General features: G+C 36.1%; 29 protein-coding genes. 27 read left to right on the top strand and 2 right to left on the bottom strand.

Annotation, left to right across the window (positions count from 1 at the left end; translation table 11 throughout):
- The 3 genes from CVT13_RS02875 to CVT13_RS02885 all read left to right on the top strand — a co-directional run bounded on the left by CVT13_RS02875 (window position 1) and on the right by CVT13_RS02885 (window position 3,970).
- Complete coding sequence (locus CVT13_RS02875; RefSeq protein WP_107811542.1) at window positions 1-1,353, top strand: thioredoxin reductase; 1,353 nt, start codon at window positions 1-3, stop codon at window positions 1,351-1,353.
- 415 nt (window positions 1,354-1,768) lie between these two features.
- Entirely contained in the window at window positions 1,769-2,959 is a 1,191-nt protein-coding gene (locus CVT13_RS02880) for a NifS family cysteine desulfurase (RefSeq protein ID WP_087585266.1), read from the top strand.
- A gap of 18 nt (window positions 2,960-2,977) precedes the next feature.
- The gene (locus CVT13_RS02885) at window positions 2,978-3,970 is read left to right on the top strand and encodes an iron-sulfur cluster assembly scaffold protein NifU (protein WP_054196048.1); all 993 of its coding nucleotides are present in this window, start codon (window positions 2,978-2,980) and stop codon (window positions 3,968-3,970) included.
- Window positions 3,971-4,000: 30 nt separating this feature from the next.
- Here the strand turns inward: CVT13_RS02885 and miaA are convergent, their stop codons facing one another.
- Entirely contained in the window at window positions 4,001-4,876 is an 876-nt protein-coding gene (gene miaA, locus CVT13_RS02890; protein ID WP_087585265.1) for a tRNA (adenosine(37)-N6)-dimethylallyltransferase MiaA, read from the bottom strand.
- Window positions 4,877-4,878: 2 nt separating this feature from the next.
- Window positions 4,879-6,093: an FAD-dependent oxidoreductase gene (locus CVT13_RS02895; protein WP_107811543.1), complete on the bottom strand. Its 1,215-nt coding sequence runs from the start codon at window positions 6,091-6,093 to the stop codon at window positions 4,879-4,881.
- 105 nt (window positions 6,094-6,198) lie between these two features.
- On the opposite strand from CVT13_RS02895, the gene mqnP reads away from it, so the two are divergent.
- The 24 genes from mqnP (at window position 6,199) to CVT13_RS03015 (ending at window position 23,224) form a co-directional block, all read left to right on the top strand.
- On the top strand, window positions 6,199-7,059 hold the full coding sequence (mqnP, locus tag CVT13_RS02900) for a menaquinone biosynthesis prenyltransferase MqnP (protein ID WP_107811544.1): 861 nt from the start codon (window positions 6,199-6,201) through the stop codon (window positions 7,057-7,059).
- Window positions 7,056-7,577, top strand: a complete 522-nt coding sequence (locus CVT13_RS02905) for a hypothetical protein (RefSeq protein WP_107811545.1) — start codon at window positions 7,056-7,058, stop codon at window positions 7,575-7,577. The genes mqnP and CVT13_RS02905 overlap by 4 nt, the downstream gene beginning before the upstream one ends.
- Before the next feature lie 9 nt (window positions 7,578-7,586).
- Window positions 7,587-8,093, top strand: coding sequence for a DUF6115 domain-containing protein (locus tag CVT13_RS02910; protein WP_107811546.1), 507 nt, complete (start codon window positions 7,587-7,589; stop codon window positions 8,091-8,093).
- Window positions 8,094-8,231: 138 nt separating this feature from the next.
- Window positions 8,232-9,200 (top strand): GTP 3',8-cyclase MoaA, encoded by a 969-nt coding sequence (moaA, locus tag CVT13_RS02915; protein ID WP_072593973.1) that lies wholly within the window; start codon window positions 8,232-8,234, stop codon window positions 9,198-9,200.
- Complete coding sequence (locus CVT13_RS02920) at window positions 9,200-9,955, top strand: 7-carboxy-7-deazaguanine synthase QueE (RefSeq protein ID WP_107811547.1); 756 nt, start codon at window positions 9,200-9,202, stop codon at window positions 9,953-9,955. Before moaA ends, CVT13_RS02920 begins: the two co-directional genes overlap by 1 nt.
- Window positions 9,955-10,536 (top strand): 6-pyruvoyl trahydropterin synthase family protein, encoded by a 582-nt coding sequence (locus CVT13_RS02925; RefSeq protein WP_107811548.1) that lies wholly within the window; start codon window positions 9,955-9,957, stop codon window positions 10,534-10,536. The genes CVT13_RS02920 and CVT13_RS02925 overlap by 1 nt, the downstream gene beginning before the upstream one ends.
- The gene (locus CVT13_RS02930) at window positions 10,536-10,739 is read left to right on the top strand and encodes a hypothetical protein (RefSeq protein WP_103588789.1); all 204 of its coding nucleotides are present in this window, start codon (window positions 10,536-10,538) and stop codon (window positions 10,737-10,739) included. Before CVT13_RS02925 ends, CVT13_RS02930 begins: the two co-directional genes overlap by 1 nt.
- Complete coding sequence (locus tag CVT13_RS02935; RefSeq protein ID WP_107811549.1) at window positions 10,736-11,137, top strand: hypothetical protein; 402 nt, start codon at window positions 10,736-10,738, stop codon at window positions 11,135-11,137. Before CVT13_RS02930 ends, CVT13_RS02935 begins: the two co-directional genes overlap by 4 nt.
- Window positions 11,138-11,794 carry a 16S rRNA (uracil(1498)-N(3))-methyltransferase gene (locus tag CVT13_RS02940; protein WP_107811550.1) on the top strand — a complete coding sequence of 219 codons (657 nt, stop codon included), beginning with the start codon at window positions 11,138-11,140 and terminating at the stop codon, window positions 11,792-11,794.
- Between the two features lie 83 nt (window positions 11,795-11,877).
- On the top strand, window positions 11,878-12,078 hold the full coding sequence (gene rpmE / locus CVT13_RS02945; protein WP_002942443.1) for a 50S ribosomal protein L31: 201 nt from the start codon (window positions 11,878-11,880) through the stop codon (window positions 12,076-12,078).
- A gap of 3 nt (window positions 12,079-12,081) precedes the next feature.
- Window positions 12,082-12,897 (top strand): 16S rRNA (cytidine(1402)-2'-O)-methyltransferase, encoded by an 816-nt coding sequence (gene rsmI / locus CVT13_RS02950; RefSeq protein WP_107811551.1) that lies wholly within the window; start codon window positions 12,082-12,084, stop codon window positions 12,895-12,897.
- A gap of 111 nt (window positions 12,898-13,008) precedes the next feature.
- Window positions 13,009-13,689, top strand: coding sequence for a 23S rRNA (guanosine(2251)-2'-O)-methyltransferase RlmB (gene rlmB / locus CVT13_RS02955; RefSeq protein WP_054196059.1), 681 nt, complete (start codon window positions 13,009-13,011; stop codon window positions 13,687-13,689).
- On the top strand, window positions 13,682-14,623 hold the full coding sequence (locus tag CVT13_RS02960; RefSeq protein WP_107811552.1) for a phosphatidylglycerophosphate synthase: 942 nt from the start codon (window positions 13,682-13,684) through the stop codon (window positions 14,621-14,623). The genes rlmB and CVT13_RS02960 overlap by 8 nt, the downstream gene beginning before the upstream one ends.
- Entirely contained in the window at window positions 14,617-15,399 is a 783-nt protein-coding gene (locus CVT13_RS02965; RefSeq protein ID WP_107811553.1) for a hypothetical protein, read from the top strand. Before CVT13_RS02960 ends, CVT13_RS02965 begins: the two co-directional genes overlap by 7 nt.
- 9 nt (window positions 15,400-15,408) lie before the next feature.
- The gene (locus tag CVT13_RS02970; RefSeq protein WP_084109200.1) at window positions 15,409-16,617 is read left to right on the top strand and encodes an LL-diaminopimelate aminotransferase; all 1,209 of its coding nucleotides are present in this window, start codon (window positions 15,409-15,411) and stop codon (window positions 16,615-16,617) included.
- Window positions 16,614-17,876 carry a homoserine dehydrogenase gene (locus CVT13_RS02975; protein WP_107811554.1) on the top strand — a complete coding sequence of 421 codons (1,263 nt, stop codon included), beginning with the start codon at window positions 16,614-16,616 and terminating at the stop codon, window positions 17,874-17,876. The genes CVT13_RS02970 and CVT13_RS02975 overlap by 4 nt, the downstream gene beginning before the upstream one ends.
- 1 nt (window position 17,877) lies before the next feature.
- The gene (locus CVT13_RS02980) at window positions 17,878-18,219 is read left to right on the top strand and encodes a YraN family protein (protein ID WP_107811555.1); all 342 of its coding nucleotides are present in this window, start codon (window positions 17,878-17,880) and stop codon (window positions 18,217-18,219) included.
- Between the two features lie 72 nt (window positions 18,220-18,291).
- Window positions 18,292-18,606, top strand: a complete 315-nt coding sequence (trxA, locus tag CVT13_RS02985; protein ID WP_012001054.1) for a thioredoxin — start codon at window positions 18,292-18,294, stop codon at window positions 18,604-18,606.
- Window positions 18,606-19,052 carry a hypothetical protein gene (locus tag CVT13_RS02990; RefSeq protein WP_107811556.1) on the top strand — a complete coding sequence of 149 codons (447 nt, stop codon included), beginning with the start codon at window positions 18,606-18,608 and terminating at the stop codon, window positions 19,050-19,052. Before trxA ends, CVT13_RS02990 begins: the two co-directional genes overlap by 1 nt.
- A 9-nt stretch (window positions 19,053-19,061) precedes the next feature.
- A complete protein-coding gene (locus CVT13_RS02995; protein WP_107811557.1) occupies window positions 19,062-20,000 on the top strand; it encodes an NAD(P)/FAD-dependent oxidoreductase in 939 nt (312 codons plus the stop codon).
- Window positions 20,001-20,146: 146 nt separating this feature from the next.
- Window positions 20,147-20,917, top strand: coding sequence for a 4-hydroxy-tetrahydrodipicolinate reductase (gene dapB / locus CVT13_RS03000; protein ID WP_107811558.1), 771 nt, complete (start codon window positions 20,147-20,149; stop codon window positions 20,915-20,917).
- Complete coding sequence (locus CVT13_RS03005; RefSeq protein WP_107811559.1) at window positions 20,910-21,218, top strand: DUF2314 domain-containing protein; 309 nt, start codon at window positions 20,910-20,912, stop codon at window positions 21,216-21,218. The genes dapB and CVT13_RS03005 overlap by 8 nt, the downstream gene beginning before the upstream one ends.
- A gap of 9 nt (window positions 21,219-21,227) precedes the next feature.
- Window positions 21,228-22,565 (top strand): amidophosphoribosyltransferase, encoded by a 1,338-nt coding sequence (gene purF / locus CVT13_RS03010; protein WP_107811560.1) that lies wholly within the window; start codon window positions 21,228-21,230, stop codon window positions 22,563-22,565.
- Window positions 22,562-23,224, top strand: coding sequence for a hypothetical protein (locus CVT13_RS03015; RefSeq protein ID WP_107811561.1), 663 nt, complete (start codon window positions 22,562-22,564; stop codon window positions 23,222-23,224). The genes purF and CVT13_RS03015 overlap by 4 nt, the downstream gene beginning before the upstream one ends.
- Window positions 23,225-23,271 lie beyond the last annotated feature (47 nt).

Genomic DNA, 23,271 nt, shown 5'->3' on the forward strand with positions numbered 1-23,271 from the left:
ATGAAGAAAATAATATTTATCATCATAGCTATTTTAGCAGTAGGATCACTATTAATAATCAATAAAGGAAATTTAATGAGTAACAATAATACATATATAGTAATAGCTCCGAATGGAAAGGAGGTTTGGCTTGATAAAAATACAAATTTAATAGTAGCAAAGCCAGATAGTAAAATAGATGCTAAAAACAGGATCGCAAACAAAGAAGCTTCTGAGTTAGTTGTTCAAGCTCGCTCCATCCTAGACTCATCTCCATATAAAAACTATAAACCACTATACTATAATCCTAAACCAAACTCTTTAGGTCAAACAGACTATCTATCATTTAAACCATGGCTAGATGTCAGCTATAAACCAAACTCAACTAAACTATCACCTTGGACTAAATCAGAAAAAGCTTACTATGAAAGTTTAAAAGATAAAAGAGATAGATATATCTATCTAGTAAAAAGAAGTAATCTAAAATGCACTATGATAGATATTCCTGAAGATGCAATAGCTAGAGTAGATAGCAAAGGCAAACTAACTAAACCAGAATACACTGAAATTTATGATGAAGTAAATGCTCACAAAGGTACATTAAAATCAATGCTTTTTTCTGCAGAGTGGGGAATATGTGCTGGCATACTTGGAAATCCTATGGGATTTTCACATGGAAATGAAGCAGGCTTTAAAGCAAGAGATTATCAAAGAATTTTCTTAGCAGCTCAATTAGGAGTAGTAAAGGCTTTAGATTTTTTAGGTGATCTATTTGAATACACTACTTATGATATAGGTCTAAACAAAAATTTACAAATGGCAGAAGAGTTTAGAAAACTATTTACTAATCCTCCACTAGATGAATATGGTATGATGCCTTATCTTGATGAAATAGTAGGTAATTACTTTGTGATGGATTTTAATAGGGGCGGGGTCGTTAATAATCCAGATGGCTCAATCCATAGGCATTTAAGAAAGCTCGTAGAAGATGAAGGAAAACTACTAGACCCTAGAGATCTAGACGCAAATGAGACTACAAGGGAAGAATTTGAAAAATATTCAAAAAAAGTATTAGAAGATTATAAGGAAAAGTTTGACGAAGTTGGTTATCCAAACACATGGGACGATCGTGACTTAAGTCTCTACATCGACTCCACCATCCTAGAATCCAAAATAATGTCTTTAACCCCACCAGAGGGCTATCCTAATGCACCATACTATAACACACCTGAAGAACTAACAAGACTATATGAAGCTGGTAAATTAGATAAAAAGCTAAATCCACTAACGCCAGTAATGTATAGAGAAAGTTTTCCTGAAGATCTTAGAGCTAAGATACTAAGCTATGCCAAAGAGCATAATATAAAGGAATAAATAATAAATTTAATATCTTTGACTCCACTTGAAACCAAATATAAATATATTAAGCCACTACAATCAAAGACATAGGCATCTATATGGTAACCGACCTAATAGAACTTTATAAAACCTCATATGAAAAACTAGAAGAAAACTATAAAAAGGTAATGCACGCAGGCAATATGTTTATCACACTATAAACTTAAAAAAATGAATTAATTTTAGGAGATAATTAGACCTTTTTTATAAGAAAAATCGCAAATAGCGATCTATACAAATCTTGATAAAGAATTTCAATATATTTTAATATCAAAATGAGCTAAATTTTGAAAAAATTAAAGCATATTTTTAAACTTGCTTTTAACCTTTTTGTTATAATATCCCATCAAAAATAAAAAGGATATTTTTTATCCTAATTAAGGTTTTAAATTTGAGGGTATATTTAGACAATAACGCTACAACAATGGTTGATCCTGAAGCTTTTGAGCTTATGAAACCATATTTTTGTGAAAAATACGGCAATCCAAATTCACTTCATAAATTTGGCTCTGAAACACATCCAGCTTTAAGAACAGCACTAGATCAGCTCTACACTGGGTTAAACGCAAAAGATAGTGATGATATCGTCGTTACCTCATGTGCAACTGAGAGCAACAACTGGGTAGTAAAAGGCATCTACTTTGACAAAATAGCAACTGGCGAGAGGAAGCGTATCGTAACAACCGCAGTTGAACATCCAGCTATTTTGGCGACTTGTAAATTTTTAGAAAAATATGGCGTAGAGCTTACTGTTTTAGATGTAAATAACGATGGTATAGTCACACCAGAACAGCTAAGAGCTGTAATGGATGAGAATGTAGCACTTGTTTCTATAATGAGCGCAAATAACGAAACTGGCATGATCTTTCCTGTAAAAGAGCTTGCTAGTATCGCTCATGAATATGGAGCTTTATTCCACACGGATGCGGTTCAAGCAGTTGGTAAGATCAAGATAAATGTTCAAGACCTTGACGTTGATTTTTTAAGCTTTTCTGCGCATAAATTTCACGGACCAAAGGGTGTTGGAGCACTATTTATAAAAAATAGTATGCCACTAAGTAGCTTGCTTCACGGTGGCGAGCATATGGGTGGACGCAGAAGTGGCACGCTCGATGTACCTGGCATCATCGGTATGGGTAAAGCACTCGAACTGGCAAATAAATTTATGGATTATGAGCACTCTCATGTTCGCCGTTTGCGTGATAAGCTTGAAGATGCAATTTTAAAAATTCCTGACGTTAGTGTTGTAGGGAAAAAAGAACAACGTGTGCCAAATACCATTTTAGCTTCTATAAAAGGCGTTGAAGGTGAAGCTATGCTTTGGGATCTAAACAAAGCTGGCATCGCAGCTTCAACTGGCTCAGCATGTGCAAGTGAAACATTAGAGAGTAACCCAATAATGGAGGCCATAGGGGCAGATAAAGAGCTGGCTCACACCGCACTTAGACTATCTCTTTCTAGATTTAATACAGAAGAAGAGATTGATTATGCGATCGAGCATATAACAAAAGCGGTAAATAGACTAAGAGGTATCTCTAGTACATTTGCCTACGCCCCAGAATGGCATAAGAGCGGATTATAAAATTTAAAGGAAAATAACATGGCAAAGAATAATTTGATCGGAGGCTCTATCTGGGATGAGTATTCTAAGGTAGTGCAAGACAGGATGAATAATCCTAAATTTATGGGAGAGATAACCGAAGAAGATGCTAAAAAAGCAAATGCAAAGCTTATTGTGGCTGACTTTGGTGCAGAAAGTTGCGGTGATGCGGTTAGGCTATACTGGCTTGTTGATGAAAAGACAGACAAAATAATAGATGCTAAATTTAAAAGCTTTGGCTGTGGCACAGCGATAGCTAGCTCTGATACGATGGCTGAGCTTTGTATCGGCAAAACAGTTGATGAAGCAGTCAAGATCACAAACCTTGATGTCGAAAAGGCTATGCGCGACAATCCAGAAACGCCAGCAGTTCCACCTCAAAAGATGCACTGCTCAGTTATGGCGTATGACGTTATAAAAGCAGCAGCTGCAAGCTATAAAGGCATAGACCCAGAGCATTTTGAAGATGAGATCATCGTTTGCGAGTGCGCTAGGGTAAGCCTTGGTACGATTAAAGAAGTGATAAGACTAAATGACCTTCACACAGTTGAGGAGATTACGCAATACACCAAAGCTGGTGCATTTTGCAAGTCTTGCGTAAAGCCTGGTGGCCATGAAAAAAGAGAATATTATTTGGTAGATATTTTGCGTGATACTAGGGCTGAGATGGAGCGTGAGAAGATCGAAGCTCAGGCAAATGCCCAAGCAAATCACACTTTAGGTGACATTAGCTTTGAAAATATGACGATGGTAGGGCAGCTAAAGGCAGTAGAGTCTGTCATAGATAAAGAAATTCGCCCAATGCTCGAGATGGATGGTGGAAATTTAGAAATTTTAGATATTAGAAATGATAACGGCGAAAATACTGATATTTATATCCGCTATCTTGGTGCTTGCTCGGGCTGTGCAAGTGGCTCAACTGGCACTCTTTATGCGATTGAAAATGTCTTGCAAGAGAGCTTAAGCCCAAAAATTAGGGTTATGCCTATTTGATTTTATTAACTAGCCCTTGTGGGCTAGTTTTTATTCTCTTAAAAATTTTAAAATTTCACTTCTAATTTGGTTCAAATCACCTACAAATTTTTTTTCAAACTGTGAGCGATTAAAGGTTCTCTGACGTTTTGCTAACTGAGCCGTGTGCGTAGCTATGAGTTCTTCAAGCTCGTTTTGAGAAATTTCTTTATCTAAAACTTGCTTGCACTCTTTTAAACCTATTGATTTTAGGGGTTTTGGCTCACTTTTGTATTTATCAAATAAAAATTTTGCCTCATCTATGAGCCCAGCTTCAAGCATACCTTTTGTTCTCATTTTGATACGTTCTCTAAGCTCATCTTTATCCCATAAAATTTCAAATATCGCCAGCTCTTTTACGATACTCTCTTTAGTATTTTCTCTTAGCCAAATGCTTGGAATTTGGCTACTAAATTTATAAATTTGATACCATTTTTCGAGGCGATAAGAGTCATTTTGACTAAATTTACTTGCAAACTCAGAATCAATTTTTACAGCTAGCTCATAAATTTCTTCATTGCTTAAATTTAGCTCACATTTTGGCACATCTGGTGCAAGTCCGCTAAGCATTGATTTTAGATAAAAGCCGCTACCTCCTGTAATGATGAGTGGGCAGTCTTGTGAGCGCGCAAAATTCTTTGCATTTTTATAAATTTCAAAAAATGCCCCAACGCTAAATTCTTCATCAGGATAAATTTCATCTACACCAAAGTGCTTTATGGCTTCAAGCTGCTCTTTATTTGGCTTTGCGCTGGCGATATCTATCTCTTTATAAAGTGCAAGCGAATCAAGACTTAAGATGATGCCGTTAAGCTTCTTTGCAAGCTCAAATGCAAGATCGCTTTTGCCGCTTGCTGTGGTGCCAATTATTGCAAATTCTTTAAACAAGTCTAGCCCTCGTAAAACGAGCTAAAGAGTAAAATTTCATCATTTTCCTCGTTATTTTTGCCATCTTTTATAAGACTAGCCAAAACACCGGCAAAATACGGAGCAAAGCTAAGCTCATTTAGTCCATAAGCTTGGTTATAGATCAAGTTGCTATATATGTTATCGCGTCCAAGAGCTGGCTTATCGTTTGAGCTAAGAAGCACGTAGTTTGCTCTAAAGCTAGGCTCTTTTAGCTCGCTTATGCCAAGATGTATCTTTAGCTCATTTAAAAATGCATTAATCTTTTCAGTTTTAACAAGCGTATCGATAGCGCCGACTTGTAAATTTGTAATAATCGTAACGCCATTTTTAGTTGGATAAATTTTGGCAAATAGATCATTTAAAATGATTGCTTTTTTAGGGATTTGCTCTTCGTTTAGGCTAAGATCAATGGTGTAAAATTTAGCCAAAATCGCATTTAAGCTCGTGCCTAGCTTATTTGAAAGCTCTAAATTTTTTGAAGCGATCACAAAGTTATCGGCCTCATATTCGCCGTTATTGCCGATAGTTTTTTGCACTATTTGCCCCTGCGTTTTTAGCTCATAAATTTCATCATTTATAAATTTTACACCAAGAGAATTTAGCTCATTTATCAAAGCTTTTTTGAGCTCATTTGTGTCAATACTTGCGTTTTTGGCTAAATTTATAGCGCCTTTTATGTTTTTATTTATTAGCCCAAAATTTGCAAGTTCTTTATCTACGCTTAAAATTTCTTGCTCGCTATGGGCAACTTTTATCTCATCAAGCCTTTTTTTAAAGCTTTCGTCATTGCTAAAAAGTAGATAAACGCCGCTCTCATCGAAATTTATCTGCGGATATTTGTTGTTTAGCTCTCTTAAAATTTCAAAGCTTTTTTTGCCAAATTTTGAAAACAAAATTTGCATCTTTTTGTCGTGAGCTTTGGTTGATTTAAGTGTAAAATTTGTCATCCAAGCTCTAAAGGTTTCATTTAAGCAAATACTTATATCAAGCTCGCTTTTTTTGCTAACTAGCCCCATAAATGAGCTAGATATCGCTCCATCTTTTGCAAGAGCGTGTGTACCAAAAGGCGTTAAAATTCCATTTGTAAAATCATCTTTTTGGCTGCTAATAATTAAAATTTCTTCACCTTTTTTAGCTAATTCGTAAGCCGTAAATAACGCACTAAAACTATCTCCAATAATCGCTACTTTGCCCATAATAACCCTTTGTTTTAAATTATTCTTGTAATGATAATATAAATTCAAATTTAAAGCAAAATGGTGTAAAATCAACCATTTTTAAAGAAAATGGAAATTTATCAAATGATAGAAAAATTAAAAATTATCGCTGAACTTATCGTTTTTAAGCATTCTGTTTTTGCTTTGCCTTTTATTTTTGTTGCGATGATAGTTGCTAGCAAGATAGAAAGTGGCTCGGCTTGGTTTGGCTTAAAACTGCTTATTTTAGGTACTTTTTGCGCTGTTAGTGCTAGAAATTTTGCTATGGCTTTTAATAGATATAAAGACGAAGATATCGATAAGCTAAATCCGCGAACTGCAAGCCGCCCAAGTGTTGATGGTCGTATAGGTAGGAGCAATATGCAGCTTTTTATCGTGGCAAATGCGTTTATTTTTATTGTATGCGCTTATTTTATAAATTCGCTAGCATTTTGGCTAAGTTTTCCTATTTTAGCTGTTCTTGGTGGGTATTCGCTATTTAAACGCTTTAGCGAGCTAGCACACCTGGTGCTTGGTCTTAGCCTAGGTCTTGCTCCGATTGCTGGCGTGGTCGCAGTGAGCGCTGCTATACCGCTTTGGAGCGTATTACTTTGCCTTGGTGTGACATTTTGGGTAGCTGGATTTGACTTGCTTTACTCACTTCAGGATATGAAATTTGATAAAGAAAACAAGCTCTTTAGCATACCAGCTATTTACGGCGACAAGGCTACACTTTTTTTATCGGCTATTTTTCACGCTTTAGCTTTTATATTTTGGCTACTTTTTGCTTGGGCGGCTGGGCTTGAAGCGATGGCATTTTTTGGAATTTTAGTAAGTGGCGTTATTTTATTTTTTGAGCATAGGATCGTAAGACGCGACTTTAGCAAGATAGATAGAGCATTTTTTACGTTAAATGGCTATTTGGGAATTTTATTTTTTATCTTTGTTTGGATTAGCGTATTATGAGTGAGATTAAGCTGTTTAAAGCGCCTCTTGATATGGAATTTGAGTCTGATAAAGATGGGAGTGAGAAATTTAAAAGAGAGTTTGACTCTATCTTGCCGGGCGAAGAGGACGCGCTTGGGGCTTGGCTAAAACGAGCTAAATCACGTGGCGAAACCAAAGAGAGCGATCAAGTTTTATTAACTTTGCTGATTGAGCTTCATAGAAAAGTCGATGCGCTGAGTGATTATATTAAAAATGAACATAAGCAATATTTGCCACTAAAAGAGAGGGCTAGTGTCGAAGAAATCGGCTTTACACATATAAAAATAAGAGAAGAAAAATTTATAAAAGATGAAATTTACTACGCAAGGATTGCTATGCCTATCTTTCCAAAGAGAAATTTGAGCCTTTATTTAAGAGCTATTGGTGAAAATTTAGCAAAGATAGAAAATATGCACGAAGAGGATGAGGCCGACTGGAACGCTTACGTAACAGCCAGAGAGCGTGTAATGATAAGAGAAATGAGAGCGAATTCGTAAAGGAAAAATATGGAAATTTATATTTTTTTAGGCTTTGGTATCGTTTTGGCGATAATAGTAGCTTTAATGTTGATAAAAGATAGTGAGACAAATAAAAAATTTGCGAGATTTGAGCGAGCGATAGAAAGCGTTATGCAAGAAAATTTCAATCTAAAAAAGCAAATTTCAATGCTTGAGGGCGAGGCATTTAAAAATAGTGAACAATATGAGCCACTTAAAAAACAGATAAAAGAAAATATTGATTTGCAAGTAAATGAGAAAATTGTACCAATAATTCGTGCGATTAAGAGCATCGAGCGAGTAATTGATGATTTTGCAACGGAGCAAAAAGATAGGATAGTTAGTCTTGAAGAGCGAACAAGAGATATTAATAAAATCGCACCAAGCGTCATCAATGAGGAAGAGCAAATTTTAAAAATGTTTAAAGATGGAAAAAGTGCAGCAATGATCGCAAAGGACCTTCATGTTGGAATGGGGCGAGTCGAGTTTGTGCTTAAATTTCATAAATTAGCCTAAATTTGCAGGCTAATTTTAAAAAGACTAATCTACTCTTAAACTACAAAAATTGGCTTAAATTTTTATTTTGATTTAAATCTTTTAACATATAATTGAAAAAATTATAAAAAGCTCTAACCAAGCTTAAGAAGGTGCTTTATGCTAATCGATAAATATGGTCGGGTTGTTGATTATTTAAGGATTTCTGTAACTCAGCGTTGCAACTTTAGGTGTAGGTATTGCATGCCTACAACGCCATTTAGCTGGACGCCAAGAGAGAATTTATTAACTTTTGAAGAGTTATTTTTATTTGTAAAAGTGGCTATCGATGAAGGTATAAAAAAGATAAGAATCACTGGTGGCGAACCGCTTGTACGTAAGGATTTAGACGTTTTTATAAAGATGATAAGTGATTATAATCCAGACATTGATCTAGCGCTTACTACAAATGGTTATATGCTTTCACATTTTGCCAAAAGGCTAAAAGACGCTGGACTAAAGCGCATAAATATGTCGCTTGATACGCTAAATGAGCAAAAGGCTAAATTTATCGCACAAAAAAGTGTCTTGCACGAAGTTTTAGCTGGCTTTGAAGCAGCTCATGATGCTGGATTAAAGGTAAAAATCAACACTGTCGCACTAAAAGGTGTAAATGATGATGAGCTTATAAATTTGCTAGAGTTTGCTAAATTTAGAGATTCTCAGATCAGATTTATTGAGTATATGGAAAATTCACACGCTAAAGATGATCTAAAAGGGCTAAGTAGCGATGAAATTTTAAAAATTATCTCACAAAAATATAATGTTACAAAAGATGGAAAACTACCAAATGCGCCTGCGTCTATTTATAGACTTGATGATGGTTATAAATTTGGTATCATAGATCCACACAAGCACGACTTTTGCGAGAGTTGCAACCGTATCAGGCTAAGTGCTGAAGGACTTTTGATACCTTGCCTTTACTTTGAAGAAGCACTAAGTATCAAAAAAGCAGTTGAAAAAGGTGATATCGTAGCTGCAAGTGAAATTTTAAGGCAAGTACTAGCAAACAAACCAAAAGAGAACAAATGGGCGATAGGTGCTAGCAATGAAACCTCTTCGCGTGCCTTTTATCAAACTGGTGGTTGATGAGCAAAGAGCTAGAGCTAGTTGAGGCGTTTTTAAGCATCCAAGGCGAGGGAGCTTACCAAGGTAGACTCGCTATATTTTTACGCTTTTTAGGTTGCAACTTAAACTGCTCTGGCTTTGGCGTGCAAACAAAGTCTTTAAAAACTGGTGAAAGCCTACTAGGATGCGATAGTATAAGGGCTGTTTTTAAAGGGCATTTTAATTATAAAATTTGCGATGTAGATGAAATTTTAGGCATAGTTGATAACCTATGTAAAGGCTTAATGCAAAAACCGATCATCGTTTTAACCGGTGGCGAGCCGCTCATCTGGCATGAAAATGAAAATTTTATAAATTTGGTAAAGAAATTGCTTGAAGATTATGAAGTGCATTTTGAGACGAATGGCACTATCTTAATTAATTTTGCTAAATATGAAATTTATAAAAAATGCCACTTTGCACTTGGTGTAAAGCTAGTAAATAGCGGAGTTAGCGAGCAAAAACGCATAAATTTAGACGCTATTTTAGCTATTAAAAATAATGCAAGAAGTAGCTTTTTAAAATTTGTCCTCTCGCACTTTGACAAAAGTGAGTTGGACGAGATTATAAATATAAAAAATCAAGCTGATTTGCCAGTTTGGTGTATGGCAATAGGGGCGAATAAAGCTGAGCTAAACGAAAATGCTTTAAAAACAGCAGAATTTGCCATAAAGCATGGATTTAACTACTCAGAGCGTATTCACATCAGGCTTTGGAGCGATAAAGAAGGTGTTTGATGATTATTAGAAAGCTTTTTAGATTTGAAAATGCACATATTGTGAGATTTTGTAGCTCAAAGCGTTGTAGAACTAGCATCCACGGACACAGCTATGTGGCTGAAATTTTACTTAGCTCAAATTTTCTTGATAATGCCGGCATGGTTTATGATTTTGGTTTAATGAAGCAAAACATAAAAACGATCGTCGATAGTTTTGATCATGCTACGACAATATTTTCAGACGATAATGACGAGTATAAAAATGATCTAAAAAAGCACTCGGCAAGATGGATCGAGATCCCGCTAAATCCAAGTGCAGAGCAGTTTTGCCGTATATTTTTTGTTATGATAGAGCGACTACTTGAGCTTAGCGTGATGAACAACGGTGAGCGTGAAGTGAAGCTTCATAGCATTATCGTGCATGAGACTGATACTGGCTATGCACAGTGCTTTAAAGAGGATGCCGTAAATGCGCAAATGGGCGAGATAAAGCTAGATGAGATCAAATTTTCAGACGCTATCATAGAAGAGTGGGAAGATAAAAATTTATTCGAGAAGATGAAAAATAGGTTAAAAATAGAAATTCCAAAGGATGTTTGATGAAAAAAATTATAACTTCTTTTTTATTTATAGCTGGTCTATTTGTGGGTTGTGGAGATAAAGATGAGGCTAAAAATGATATTAGCGAGCCAGTACCGAGTGACGTGACCATAGCCCAACCAGACGCAAATGTCACAATCGATGAACAACTCCCACCTGAGCCAGTCGTCGAAGAGAACGAGTCTCCTAAAGATAAGAAATGAACGAACATCTCTCCTTGCTTTTTGCATACACTTTGCCTTTTCATGTGATATTTTTTTATGCACTAGTTGCCTGTAATATGCTTTATTTAATACTTACTCAGTTTGGTAGCAATAGTAAAAACTATGTGCTTCGTATAAGATATTTTTTACCGATTTATCATATGCTACTTAGTTTTCTTGTGCTAACCGGGCTTATTTTATGGGCGTATTATGGATATGAGTTTAAATTTAATGCCATAAAAATGTTAATCATCTTAATAATTTTAATCGCACTTAGTGCCATAGGTTTTAAAAGGCTAAAAATTTATGCAGCTAATGACGATTTAGAAAAATTTAAAAAATTTGCCCTTATTAAGGGATTTTGTGATCTTGTTTTAGTCCTAGTTGCAGGGATTTAGATGAAATTTTTATATGATAAAAATGCAGGTAATGAAAGCTTAAAGATAGTAAATGAAGCTTTTTTGCACCTAAAAGCTAGAAGAATGCAAGCTGGTGAGCGAATAAGTGTTAGAAATTTACGAGATTTTAAAGAGTATATTTATGAAATTAATGAGATTGATAGGCGAAGTGCGAGCTTAAGTCTTGTCTTTGCCAGCTCAAATGGCGAGCAAAAATTCGACTTTACGATCGCTTGGGCTATCGTCGATCCAAAGACGATAGAAAAGACATTGCCATTTTTAAATGAACTTGGCGTTGGTAAAATAGCTTTTGTCTATACTAAATTTTCTCAAGCAAATTTTAAGATAGATATTGAAAGGCTAAACTATATAAATGCACTTTCATGCGAGCAGTGTGGACGAACTTCACTAATGGAGTTTGAAATTTATAAAAATTTAGACGAACTAATGAGTATTTATAAAAATGTCTCAGCTATAAATTTTGGTGGCAAAAGCTTAAATGAAAAAAAAGATGACGAGCTTTTAATAATCGGCCCAGAGGGTGGGTTTAGCGAGGAAGAGATGGCTAAGTTTAAAAATAGCTACTGCCTAAATACTAAAAATATCTTAAAATCACAGACTGCGGTTATCTCAGTAGCGGCAAAATTCCTAGCTTAATTTATTTGATTTTTAGATTTCTTTTTATATAATCAGCAACTTTTAATGTAGATAATTAGCCCAAAAATAATAAAGGAAAAATGATGAAAAAAGATATCCATCCAGAATACGTAGATTGCACTGTAACTTGTGCTTGCGGAAACACTTTTAAAACAAAGTCAAACAAAAGCGAGATCAGAATTGACATTTGTGACAAGTGCCACCCATTTTTCACAGGCAGCGAAAAGATAGTTGACAGTGCTGGCCGTGTTGAGAAATTTAAGAAAAAATACGCTCAAAAATAAGCCTTGCTCTACTTTATTCCTACTCCAATAGGAAATTTAGAAGATATCTCGCTTCGTGCGATTAGAATTTTGCGTGAATGCGAGATAGCCATCTGCGAAGATACAAGAGTTTGCAAAAGCCTTGTAAATCTGCTAAACGAACGCTTTGACGCAAGTATAAATATCTCAAAATTTATTTCACTTCACACTCATAATGAAGATGACTTTTTCACAAATTTAAGTGATGATTTTTTTAGTAAAAATGTAGCCTACATGAGCGATGCTGGTATGCCAGGTATCAGCGATCCTGGAGTAAGTCTAGTAAGATACGCTCAAAAAAATAACATTGAATATGAAATTTTAAGTGGAGCAAATGCTGCACTTTTAAGTGTAGCTGCAAGCGGACTTTGCGATAAGGAATTTGTATTTTTAGGATTTTTGCCAAATACTGGCAGAGATAGGTCTTTGGCTATACAAAATGCTTTAAATTTAGCCTATCCAGCCGTGATCTATGAAAGCCCAAAACGTATATTAAGCTTGGTGCAAAGCATCGCAAATTTAGAACCTGAGAGAGAAATTTTTGCTATAAAAGAGGCCACCAAAAAATTTGAGACTAAATTTAAGGATAGAGCCAAAAATTTAGTCCAAATTTTAGAAAAAGCAAATTTAAGTGGAGAGTGGGCAGTCGTCATCTCAAAAAGTGACAAAACAGCCACTCAAAATATCACAAAAGATGAGATACTTTCGCTTGATCTTGCTCCAAAAGTAAAAGCAAAATTGCTTAATAAAATAACTGGAGAAGATGTAAAAAAGATATATGATGAGCTTATAAAAGCTTAAATTATAGCCTACAAAACTACTAAGTGACACTAAAACGAAAGTGCAAAATTTACTCTAGTTGCATACAAAAATAAGTTAAATTTTAATTGACTTTAGCTACCATAAGTTACCATGATAATATACGGAAAACAACTATTTTTACATATTTTGAACAAGCGACCGCAGATATTAGAAGAGATATATCTATCAAAAGAGTGTGACAAAAAACTCTTCTCTAAAATTTGTGGCACAGGCAAAAAAATTATTCGCGTGGATAATCAAAAAGCGCAGTCTTTAGCTCGCGGCGGAAACCATCAAGGTTTTTTAGCAAATGTTAGTGAGTTTGAATTTTCAGACATTGCTGAGCTTAAAAAGCTAAATTTTATCGCCATTCTTTACGGCATAAGTGACGTTGGCAATATCGGTGCTATCGCTAGAAGTGCTTATGCTCTAGGCTGCGAAGGTCTTGTAATAGTAGCAAAAAGTATAAATATGCAAGGCGTTTTAAGATCAAGTAGTGGTGCTGCTTATGAGATACCAATAGCGATTTTTGAAGACGGGCTTAGTTTGTTAAATGAACTAAAGCAATTTGGTTTTAAAATTTATGCAACAGCAAGTAATGGCAAAAACGTAAAAGAGATGAAGTTTGCCGGTAAAAGAGCTTTAGTGATGGGCTCAGAGGGCGAAGGCATACCGCAAAAGGCTCTAGCAAAGTGCGATGAGTGTATTGGTATAAAGTTAAAAGAGGGCTGGGACTCCTTAAATGTAAGTGCAGCTTTTGCAATAATTTGTGACAGGATGATAGATGAATGAATTAGAGAATTTAAAAGAGATAGGCATAAAGGAAATTTCACGTAAAACGCATATTGAGCCTACATTTTTACAATATATTTTTGATAAAAATTTTGAAAAATTATCACGTTTAAACATTAGAGGTTATGCCAAAATTTTACAACGTGAATATAATGTTGATTTGAGCGAGTTGCTCGCTGAATATGATGCCTTTATGCAAGAAAATACTCCAGATGAGAGTCACAAAACTAAAGTTACTCCAAAAATTTCTTCTTACACTCCAAAAGATATTACCATACAAAAACAAAGCGGTAGTGGCGGTGCTGGATTTTTATTTTGGCTCATCATTTTAGCTATTATCGCTGGTGGGGCATATCATTTTGATGCTTACAAATATATCGAGAATTTTTTATCGTTTTTAAATGATGAGAATAAAAGCGTCAGCTATTCGCAGTCAAGCATAGTAAATGAGGTGAAGAAAAATATCATCGATACAAATATCACCATCTCTCAAAATAGCCCTAAAATAGAGGCAAACGCATCAAACTTGAAAATTTCAGCTCCAGTTGAGCAAAATGTGACAACAAGTCCTGCAAACATGGAGCAAAATGCTGTAAAGCCAAGCATGGCAGCTCAGCCAGCTCCTAAGATAGAGCAAAACATTACAAAGCCACTAAATGAGGCGGTCATTACACCAAAACAACGCGTCTGGATAGGCATCATTAATCTTGAAAATGGTCAAAAAGTATCAAACGACACAAGTAAAAGCATAAATATAAATTTAGACCAAAGACAGCTCGTAGTTTGTGGAAATGGCAACATTGAGCTAAAGATCGGCGATAAGGTAACAAAATATAATCCAAGTCGTCCAGCTAGATTTTTAGTGGAAAATGGAGAGATGAAATTTGTGAGCTATGATGAGTTTGTAGAACTTAACAAGGGTAAATCTTGGTAAGAAAAATAGCGATTTTCACCGCTTTTAGTGTATTTGCCTATGCTTTTAGCTTACAAACTAGTGCAAGTGCTTTAAGCAATGCTGAAAATGTGCAAATCTCTTTAGAAAATTTAGACCAAAATGGCTCACTCAATGTCAGTGAGCTAGTATCAAGATTAAAACAAAACTCAAGTTACGATAGCATTTCATTTGGTTCAAATAGTTTGAATTTAAAATTTATAAGCGAGCAAAAGGTTCCTTCTGCATTATTTGTAAAATCAATAAATTCAACTCTAGATGATGCCAATATAAGTATTTCAAGGATAAATTCTCTAAAAAATGGAGATCAAATTTCTTATGGAATTTCGGCCATAAAAAATGGCGGAATAGATCCAAGTTTATTAAGCATAACACTTAGTCAAAGCGGTTTTAAAATTTTAGGATTTGATAGAGTTGATGGGAATTTGGAGATATTTTTAGATGCTCAGAATATGATTCTTAAGGCTACAAAGGTAAATTTTGATGAAGAGACGCCACTTTTAAAAAGCGGTGGTACTTATTTTGTTGATGTTGAGGGTGCAAGTAGTCTGGATATCGCGTCAAAAGAGTCAAATAGATGGATGCCACTTATTAGAATTTATGATAAAAATTTAAATCAGATTGACTCTATAAAAGAGGAGCAAGCAAAAACCGCCGTTTCTATAAATTTAGCAATAGGCGCAAAATACGCATTAATTAGCGACAATGTTGATATAAATAATATAAAAAATGAGATAATTATCAAGCTTATAAAATAGGAGTAAGCAGTGTTTGATGAGATAAGATTTAATACAATTGAGCGTTTGCCAAACTACGTTTTTGCCGAAGTAAATGCAATAAAAATGGCAGCACGAAGAGCTGGAGAGGACATCATCGACTTTTCTATGGGTAATCCTGAGGGCAGAACGCCACAGCACATTGTCGATAAACTATGCGAAAGTGCGCAAAAGGACAAGACTCACGGCTACTCAGCCAGTGCTGGAATTTATAAGCTTCGTCTTGCCATTTGCAACTGGTATAAGCGCAAATACGGCGTAAATTTAGATCCAGACACTGAAGCGGTCGCCACGATGGGTAGTAAAGAGGGCTTTGTTCACTTAGCTCAAGCTGTGATAAACCCAGGCGATGTGGCTATCGTGCCTGATCCTGCCTATCCGATACACACGCAAGCGTTTTTATTTGCTGGTGGAAGTGTCGCAAAGATGCCACTTCACTATAATGATAAATTTGAGCTAGATGAGAATAAATTTTTTGAAAATTTGATCCAAACGATACATGCAAGCTCGCCAAAACCAAAATATGTAGTCGTAAATTTTCCTCACAATCCAACGACTGTGACTGTGCAAAAGAGCTTTTACGAGCGCCTTGTAAGCATCGCAAAACAAGAGAGATTTTACGTTATCTCTGACATCGCCTACGCTGATCTTACGTTTGATGGCTACAAAACGCCAAGTATCTTTGAAGTAGATGGCGCAAAAGATGTCGCAGTCGAGTGCTACACTCTTTCAAAAAGCTACAATATGGCTGGCTGGAGAGTTGGCTTTATGTGTGGAAATAAAAGACTTTGCGCAGCACTTAAAAAGATAAAATCATGGGTTGATTACGGCATGTTTACGCCGATACAGGTGGCTGCCACAGTTGCACTTGATGGCGATCAAAGCTGCGTTGAAGAGATACGCCAAATTTATGAAAAAAGAAGAGATGTGATGATAGAGGCCTTTGCTCAGGCTGGTTGGGAGCTTAAAAAACCAAGCTCTAGTATGTTTATCTGGGCGAAACTACCACCAAAAGTTAGCCATTTAGGCAGTCTTGAGTTTTCAAAGCAGCTTCTTACAAAGGCATCAGTCGCAGTTAGCCCTGGTATCGGTTTTGGCGAGGGCGGAAACGACTATGTGCGTCTAGCTCTTATCGAAAACGAAAATAGAATAAGACAAGCAGCAAGAAATATAAAAAAATATTTGAAAGAATTTGAATGAATGTAGCGATATTAGGTGTTGGAACAGTTGGCGAGTCAGTTGTTAAAATTTTACTAAAAAATAAAAAGCTAATCGCAGCAAGAAGTGGCGAGGAGATAGTACCAGTCATCGGAGTGGTTAGAAATTTAAATAAAAAAAGAGATGCTGGCATCCCTTTGACTGACGATATAAATAGCATTATAAACCGCGATGATATTGACGTTTTTGTCGAACTTATGGGTGGTGTGGAAGAGCCTTTTAGGGTTGTGAGTGAAATTTTAAAGCGAAAAAAAGCAGTCGTGACCGCAAACAAAGCACTTCTGGCCTATCACAGATATGCTTTGCAAAATTTAGCCAAAAATATACCATTTGGCTTTGAAGCAAGCGTGGCTGGGGGCATACCGATCATTAGAGCATTAAGAGAAGGCTTAAGCGCAAATCATATCGTTAGTATAAATGGCATACTAAACGGAACTAGTAACTTTATCCTAACCTCGATGATGGACGAGGGCTCAAATTTTAAAGACGTACTTAAAAAGGCGCAAGAGCTTGGATACGCTGAGGCTGATCCTACTTTTGATGTGGGTGGCTTTGATACGGCTCATAAGCTTCTTATACTGGCAAGCATCGCATACGGTGTGCACGGCGATCCAGAGGATATCTTGATAGAAGGTATTCAAAATATTACACCTGAAGATATATTTTTTGCAAAAGATTTCGAATACTCAATAAAACTTCTAGCAATTGCCAAAAAAAGCGAGGGTAAAATCGAACTACGTGTACATCCAGCACTTGTACCGCAAAATAAAATGATAGCAAAGGCAAGTGGCGTAACAAATGCGATCAGTGTCGTTGGCGAGGTCGTTGGCGAGACGATGTACTATGGACCTGGAGCTGGTGGCGATGCAACGGCAAGCGCGGTGATCAGCGATCTTATCGACATCGCAAGAGATAGCAAATCGCCGATGCTTGGATATAAAGCGCCGTTTGAATTAAATACGCTTGAGCTACTTGACCGCGATAGGATAAAGACGAAGTACTACTTTAGGTTAAAAGTCGAAGACAAAATGGGCGTGCTAGCAAAGATTACAAATTTAATGAGCGAAAATAACTTATCGATTGATAGCATACTTCAAAAACCAAAAGATGAGAGCGAATTTGCGGTATTGTTTTTTACGACACATACGAGTCTTGAGGCTGATGTAAGAAGGACAATTGAAATTTTAAAAGAGCAAGAGTATATAAAAGAAGAGCCATTTATGATGAGGATCGAGGAGTAGCTTGGGGTTAAAAGAGTATCTCTTTGGCAAAAGCTCAGAAGATAGGGCGTGTGAATTTTTACAAAAGCTTGGTTTTATAATTTTAGAGAGAAATTTTCACTCTAAATTTGGTGAGATCGACATTATTGCACTAAGTAGTGATAAAATTTTACACTTTATAGAGGTAAAAGCAACTAGTGGAGAATACGAGGCAGAATACCGACTAAATAAGGCAAAATATATAAAAATTTTAAAAACTATAAATTTTTATATGATGAAAAATGAGCCAAATAGAGATTTTCAAGTCGATTTACTCGTCATAAAAAATAAAAATTTAGAACTGATAGAAAATATTAGTTTATAATAAAATTTATTATTTAGATAAAATTTAAATTTAATTTGTATAATTGCCACATTTTAAAAATAAGGAGAAAAAATGGGAAAATACATCGAACTTACAAAAGAAAATTTTGATGTTACAAAAGAGGGCGTTGCTTTAGTAGACTTTTGGGCTCCATGGTGCGGACCTTGCCGTATGCTAGCTCCAGTGATCGAAGAACTTGCTGAAGACTTTGACGGTAAAGCAAAAATTTGCAAGGTAAATACTGACGAAGTACAAGATCTTGCAGTTGAATTTGGCATCAGATCGATCCCAACATTGCTATTTTTTAAAAATGGCGAGCTAGTTGAGCAAATGGTCGGTGCACAGTCAAAACAAGCCTTAACTGACAAACTAAATTCGCTTCTTTAATGAGCGAAAAAAGAAGAGGAAGCCTACTTCCTCTTACATATATATTTGGTTCATTTTTTGGTGCAGCTATGATAGCAGCTGTATTTGCGTATAGCAACTATCGTTTTTCACAATATAAATTTGTTGATTTTGCGAAGCTAGTTTTTTACGAAAAAAGCGAAATTTTCACTCCAAAAGAGCCAAAATACACGCTTTTAATCTTCAGCTCAAATCAATTAAAATTAGATGAAATTTTACCAATCAAAAATGAAACAGTTGTGGCAATCGATATCTTTCAAAAAAGATATGAGTCAAACTCAACACTAAAATACATAAGCTCGGATATAAATACGGTCCTAGAGCTGATGCGAAATTTGAGCATTACAAAGCTTCCAAGTAGTGTTGAGATAGTTCATCAAAGGGGTGAAATTTATAAACAAAATTCGCCCATAAATGTTTTAGAATAAAGGAAATTTATGCTTGATTTAGCGATCATCGGAGGCGGTCCAGCAGGACTAAGCGCCGGACTTTACGCCACTAGAGGCGGACTAAAAAATGTTGTAATGTTTGAAAAAGGCGAGCCTGGCGGTCAGATCACCTCTAGCTCAGAGATAGAAAACTACCCAGGTCAAAAAGCCCCTGGCGAGAGCGGCTTTGACTTTATGAGCACTTGGTGGAAGCAGTGCAGCGCATTTGGGCTAGTTCATAAATGGGCAAACGTTGTTGGCGTTAGAAAAAATAGCGACGGCAGCTTTGAAATTTTACTTGAAGGCGGCAAGAGCGAGCAGGCAAAGGCTGTCATCGTAGCAACTGGCTCAACTCCAAGACGTGCTGGCTTTAAGGGTGAAGATGAGTTCTTTGGCAAAGGCGTTAGCACATGCGCGACATGCGATGGTTTTTTTTACAAAAACAAAGAGGTAGCTGTTCTTGGCGGTGGCGACACAGCCGTTGAAGAGGCACTTTATCTAGCAAATATCTGCTCAAAAGTCTATCTAATCCATAGACGTGACGAGTTTAGAGCAGCGCCAACCACAGTTGAAAAAGCTAGAAAAAATGAGAAGATCGAGTTCATAACAAGTGCGACGATAAAAGAGGCGCTTGGCGATAAAATGGGACTAACGAAGATCGTGCTTGATACCAAAAATGGTGAGCGCGTGCTTGATGTGCCAGGAATTTTTACCTTTGTGGGACTAAATGTAAATAACGAAATTTTAAAAGATGAAAATGGCAAATTTATCTGCGAGATGGTTGATGGTGGACAGGTTAAGACAAACCTTAAGATGCAAACTAGTCTAAAAGGGCTCTTTGTAGCAGGCGACATCAGAGAGGACGCTCCAAAGCAAGTCATCGTAGCAGCAGGTGATGGCGCAGTGGCTGCACTAAGCGCTATGAGTTATATAGAAAGCTTACATTAATACTTAAATTTAGCCAAATTTTTGGCTAAATTTTTCTTCTTTTTTTCTATCAAATTTTTGATTTTATACGTATTTTTAAAGCCTATTTGTAATCTATCTATAATAAATTTTATGTTAAATTTCAACCAAAAATCAAAGGATAAATTTTGGTAAGAATAGGCCTTTACGGCGCTAGCGGAAAGATGGCTCAAAGTATCATTTCTTGTTTAAAAGATGAAAAAGATGCCACTTTAAGCATCGCTTTTAGCCAAAAAAATCAGGTTGAAAATTTAAGTAGCGAACTTTTGACAAACGACTTTGCTAAATTTTTTGAAGCATGCGATGTAATAATCGATTTTAGTCAAAAAGAGGCGACCATGGTGCTGCTAAACTACGCTAGAACTAATCCAAAACCACTAGTTATCGGTACGACCGGACTAAATGACGAAGATAAAAACCTACTTCACCTAGCATCGGGAGCTATGCCTATTCTTTACGCAACAAATATGAGTTTGGGCGTAGCTGTACTAAACCGCCTTGCAAGGATTGCTTCAAAAACATTAAGAGAATTTGACATAGAGATCGTAGAGCAACACCACAGGCACAAAAAGGATGCTCCAAGCGGCACAGCGATGACTTTAGCTGGTTGCGTGGCTGAGGCTAGGGATTTAAATTTAAAAGATGTTTTAGTAACTGGTAGAACTGGCATGGTAGGGGCTAGGAGCAAAGACGAGATCGCAGTCATGGCGCTTCGTGGTGGCGATGTGGTCGGTCGCCACACAGTTGGCTTTTATAATGACGGCGAGTTTATTGAGCTAAATCACACCGCAACGAGTAGGGCAACCTTTTCAAAAGGTGCGATCAGGGCTGCTATTTGGCTAAAAGATCAAAATAGTGGCCTTTACTCGATAGATGATAGTTTAGGACTTGATGATTAAATTTGAGCTTGATGATGTAGAGAGCTACAAGCTAGAATTTGGTGATAAATTCTACCTGCCGGAGCGTGAAAAGCGTCAAAATTTAAGAACTGGCGATATAGTAAAGCTTATATTTAGATTTGAAGATGATGAATTTGCTCAGGTTGAGCGCATGTGGGTGGTCGTTAGTGAGACAAATAACGGCGAATTTACCGGCATTTTAGACAATGAACCATTTACAAAAGACTGTTTAAATGCTGGCGATGAGATCAAGTTTAACTACAAAAATGTTCTTGAAATTTACAAAGATGATGAAAACTAAAGGAAAAAAATGTGTGCAATAGTTGGTATTATAAATTCTAAAGATGCAGCAAAGACCGCGTATTATGCGTTATTTTCTATGCAGCATCGTGGCCAAGAGGCAAGTGGTATTAGCGTTTGTGATGACGGAGAAATTTCTACTCACAAGGGTAATGGCCTAGTTACAGAGGTCTTTAATGAAGAAATTTTAAGATCACTAAAAGGTGATATGGCGATCGGTCACAACCGCTATGCAACTGCTGGTAAAAACTCAGGTCGTGACGCCCAGCCAATAGCCGCTAACTATTCTTTGGGACAAATTTCAATCGTCCATAATGGAAATTTGGTAAATAAAGATGAGGTTAGAGATGAGCTTATTAAGGATGGTGCGATATTTCAGACAAATATGGATACTGAAAATATCATCCATCTAATCGCAAGAAACCATAGCGAACACTTGCAGGACCGCATTATTGCGGCACTTGACAAGATAAAGGGTGCTTATTGTCTGCTTATCCAGTCACGCCATAAAACCTTTGCCATAAGAGATCGCTGGGGTGTTAGGCCACTAAGTCTTGGCAGGCTAAAAGATGGTGGATATATCGTAGCTAGCGAGACTTGTGCTTTTGATCTTGTGGGGGCTAGCTTTATAAGAGATATTAGGCCTGGTGAGATGATAGTTTTTGAACATGGAAAAAGTGAGTTTCAAAGTATCCAAATTTATGATCCAGATCCTAGAATTTGTGCATTTGAATATATCTATTTTGCTCGCCCAGATAGCGTGATAGAAGGTAAAAGTGTCTATGAAGTTAGAAAAAAAATGGGTGAAGTACTAGCTAAGAAGAGCAAAATTAAAGCAGATTTTGTCGTACCTGTACCAGATAGTGGAGTACCAGCAGCACTTGGATATGCAAATGAGAGCAAAATCCCATTTGAGCTAGCTATCACTAGGAACCACTATGTGGGTAGAACCTTCATTGAGCCAAGCCAAGAGATGAGGAATTTAAAAGTTAAGCTAAAACTTAACCCGATGTCATCGGTTCTAAAGGGTAAAAGTATCGTTGTTATTGATGATAGTATCGTTCGCGGTACTACTTCAAAAAAGGTGGTTGATCTTTTAAGACATGCGGGCGCTAAAGAGATTCATTTTAGAGTCGCATGCCCTGAGCTTAAATACCCAGAGCGATACGGTATCGATACGCCAAGCTTTGAAGAGTTAATAAGCTCTAAAAAAAATGCAGAGGAAGTAAGAGAATATATCGGTGCAGATAGCTTAGAATTTTTAAGTATAGACGAACTTAAAGAAAGTATCGGTAATGAGCGAAAATATTCGCTTGTAAGCTTTGATGGTGACTATTTCATAAAGTGAAAAATTTAGCCATTTTTTTGCTTGTTGCAATATTTTTTAGTGGTTGCTCACAAAAGAGTCCAAGCAAAAAAGATGAAATTTCTATTTACGTAAGCTACTATGAGATAAATGGCACAAAACAGCAGCTACAAATAAAAACTGCTCAAAATTTTGCAGAACAAAATACTAGTGTGCCATTTTTTGGTATAGTAAATTTTTTAGCAGAAGATAAAATTTTAAATGCTTATTCTCTTGCAAAGGGTACTATAAATGTACTTGAAGTAAATAACAACTCTATAAATTTAAATAAATCAAGTGATATTCTGGCTTTAAAAAAAGCTAATGATATAAAATTTTATGAGATAAGACCTGATGCGCTTGAGAGTGTTAAATTTAGCTCACAAAATAGTGTTTGTGGCGATTTTTTGTTGCAAAAACCGGTGTATGTAAATGTAGCAACAAACTACTATTTAAGAGATGATAGTTTTTTTGCAAGCTTAATAGAGGCAAATTTCTTTTATAAAAAAGGTGCAAAGATCCTAAAAAAAGAGTTTGTTTATAATATAGCCGAGACTAAAATCCTAGAGGAAGCAAAAGAATTTACACAAAAGACAAAGCAGCTCTTTTTAAATGACCTACAAAAATTGGGCAGGCTACTTGATATACTTTGTACTTTTTAAAACTTTATTTTAAAAATTTGTATTCATTGCAGATACTTAAAAGATAA

It is taken from the genome of Campylobacter concisus (assembly GCF_003049085.1).
Taxonomy (GTDB): Bacteria; Campylobacterota; Campylobacteria; order Campylobacterales; family Campylobacteraceae; genus Campylobacter_A; species Campylobacter_A concisus_H.

Coding starts and splice junctions, on each gene's coding strand:
- rlmB (WP_054196059.1), top strand. CDS start 13,009: ATGATAATATACGGAAAACAACTATTTTTACATATTTTGAACAAGCGA.
- CVT13_RS02960 (WP_107811552.1), top strand. CDS start 13,682: ATGAATGAATTAGAGAATTTAAAAGAGATAGGCATAAAGGAAATTTCA.
- rpmE (WP_002942443.1), top strand. CDS start 11,878: ATGAAAAAAGATATCCATCCAGAATACGTAGATTGCACTGTAACTTGT.
- CVT13_RS02975 (WP_107811554.1), top strand. CDS start 16,614: ATGAATGTAGCGATATTAGGTGTTGGAACAGTTGGCGAGTCAGTTGTT.
- purF (WP_107811560.1), top strand. CDS start 21,228: ATGTGTGCAATAGTTGGTATTATAAATTCTAAAGATGCAGCAAAGACC.
- CVT13_RS03005 (WP_107811559.1), top strand. CDS start 20,910: ATGATTAAATTTGAGCTTGATGATGTAGAGAGCTACAAGCTAGAATTT.
- CVT13_RS02875 (WP_107811542.1), top strand. CDS start 1: ATGAAGAAAATAATATTTATCATCATAGCTATTTTAGCAGTAGGATCA.
- CVT13_RS02905 (WP_107811545.1), top strand. CDS start 7,056: ATGAGTGAGATTAAGCTGTTTAAAGCGCCTCTTGATATGGAATTTGAG.
- CVT13_RS02935 (WP_107811549.1), top strand. CDS start 10,736: ATGAACGAACATCTCTCCTTGCTTTTTGCATACACTTTGCCTTTTCAT.
- CVT13_RS02930 (WP_103588789.1), top strand. CDS start 10,536: ATGAAAAAAATTATAACTTCTTTTTTATTTATAGCTGGTCTATTTGTG.
- CVT13_RS02995 (WP_107811557.1), top strand. CDS start 19,062: ATGCTTGATTTAGCGATCATCGGAGGCGGTCCAGCAGGACTAAGCGCC.
- CVT13_RS02925 (WP_107811548.1), top strand. CDS start 9,955: ATGATTATTAGAAAGCTTTTTAGATTTGAAAATGCACATATTGTGAGA.
- mqnP (WP_107811544.1), top strand. CDS start 6,199: ATGATAGAAAAATTAAAAATTATCGCTGAACTTATCGTTTTTAAGCAT.
- CVT13_RS02920 (WP_107811547.1), top strand. CDS start 9,200: ATGAGCAAAGAGCTAGAGCTAGTTGAGGCGTTTTTAAGCATCCAAGGC.
- trxA (WP_012001054.1), top strand. CDS start 18,292: ATGGGAAAATACATCGAACTTACAAAAGAAAATTTTGATGTTACAAAA.
- CVT13_RS02895 (WP_107811543.1), bottom strand. CDS start 6,093: ATGGGCAAAGTAGCGATTATTGGAGATAGTTTTAGTGCGTTATTTACG.
- CVT13_RS02940 (WP_107811550.1), top strand. CDS start 11,138: ATGAAATTTTTATATGATAAAAATGCAGGTAATGAAAGCTTAAAGATA.
- CVT13_RS02990 (WP_107811556.1), top strand. CDS start 18,606: ATGAGCGAAAAAAGAAGAGGAAGCCTACTTCCTCTTACATATATATTT.
- moaA (WP_072593973.1), top strand. CDS start 8,232: ATGCTAATCGATAAATATGGTCGGGTTGTTGATTATTTAAGGATTTCT.
- CVT13_RS02910 (WP_107811546.1), top strand. CDS start 7,587: ATGGAAATTTATATTTTTTTAGGCTTTGGTATCGTTTTGGCGATAATA.
- CVT13_RS02885 (WP_054196048.1), top strand. CDS start 2,978: ATGGCAAAGAATAATTTGATCGGAGGCTCTATCTGGGATGAGTATTCT.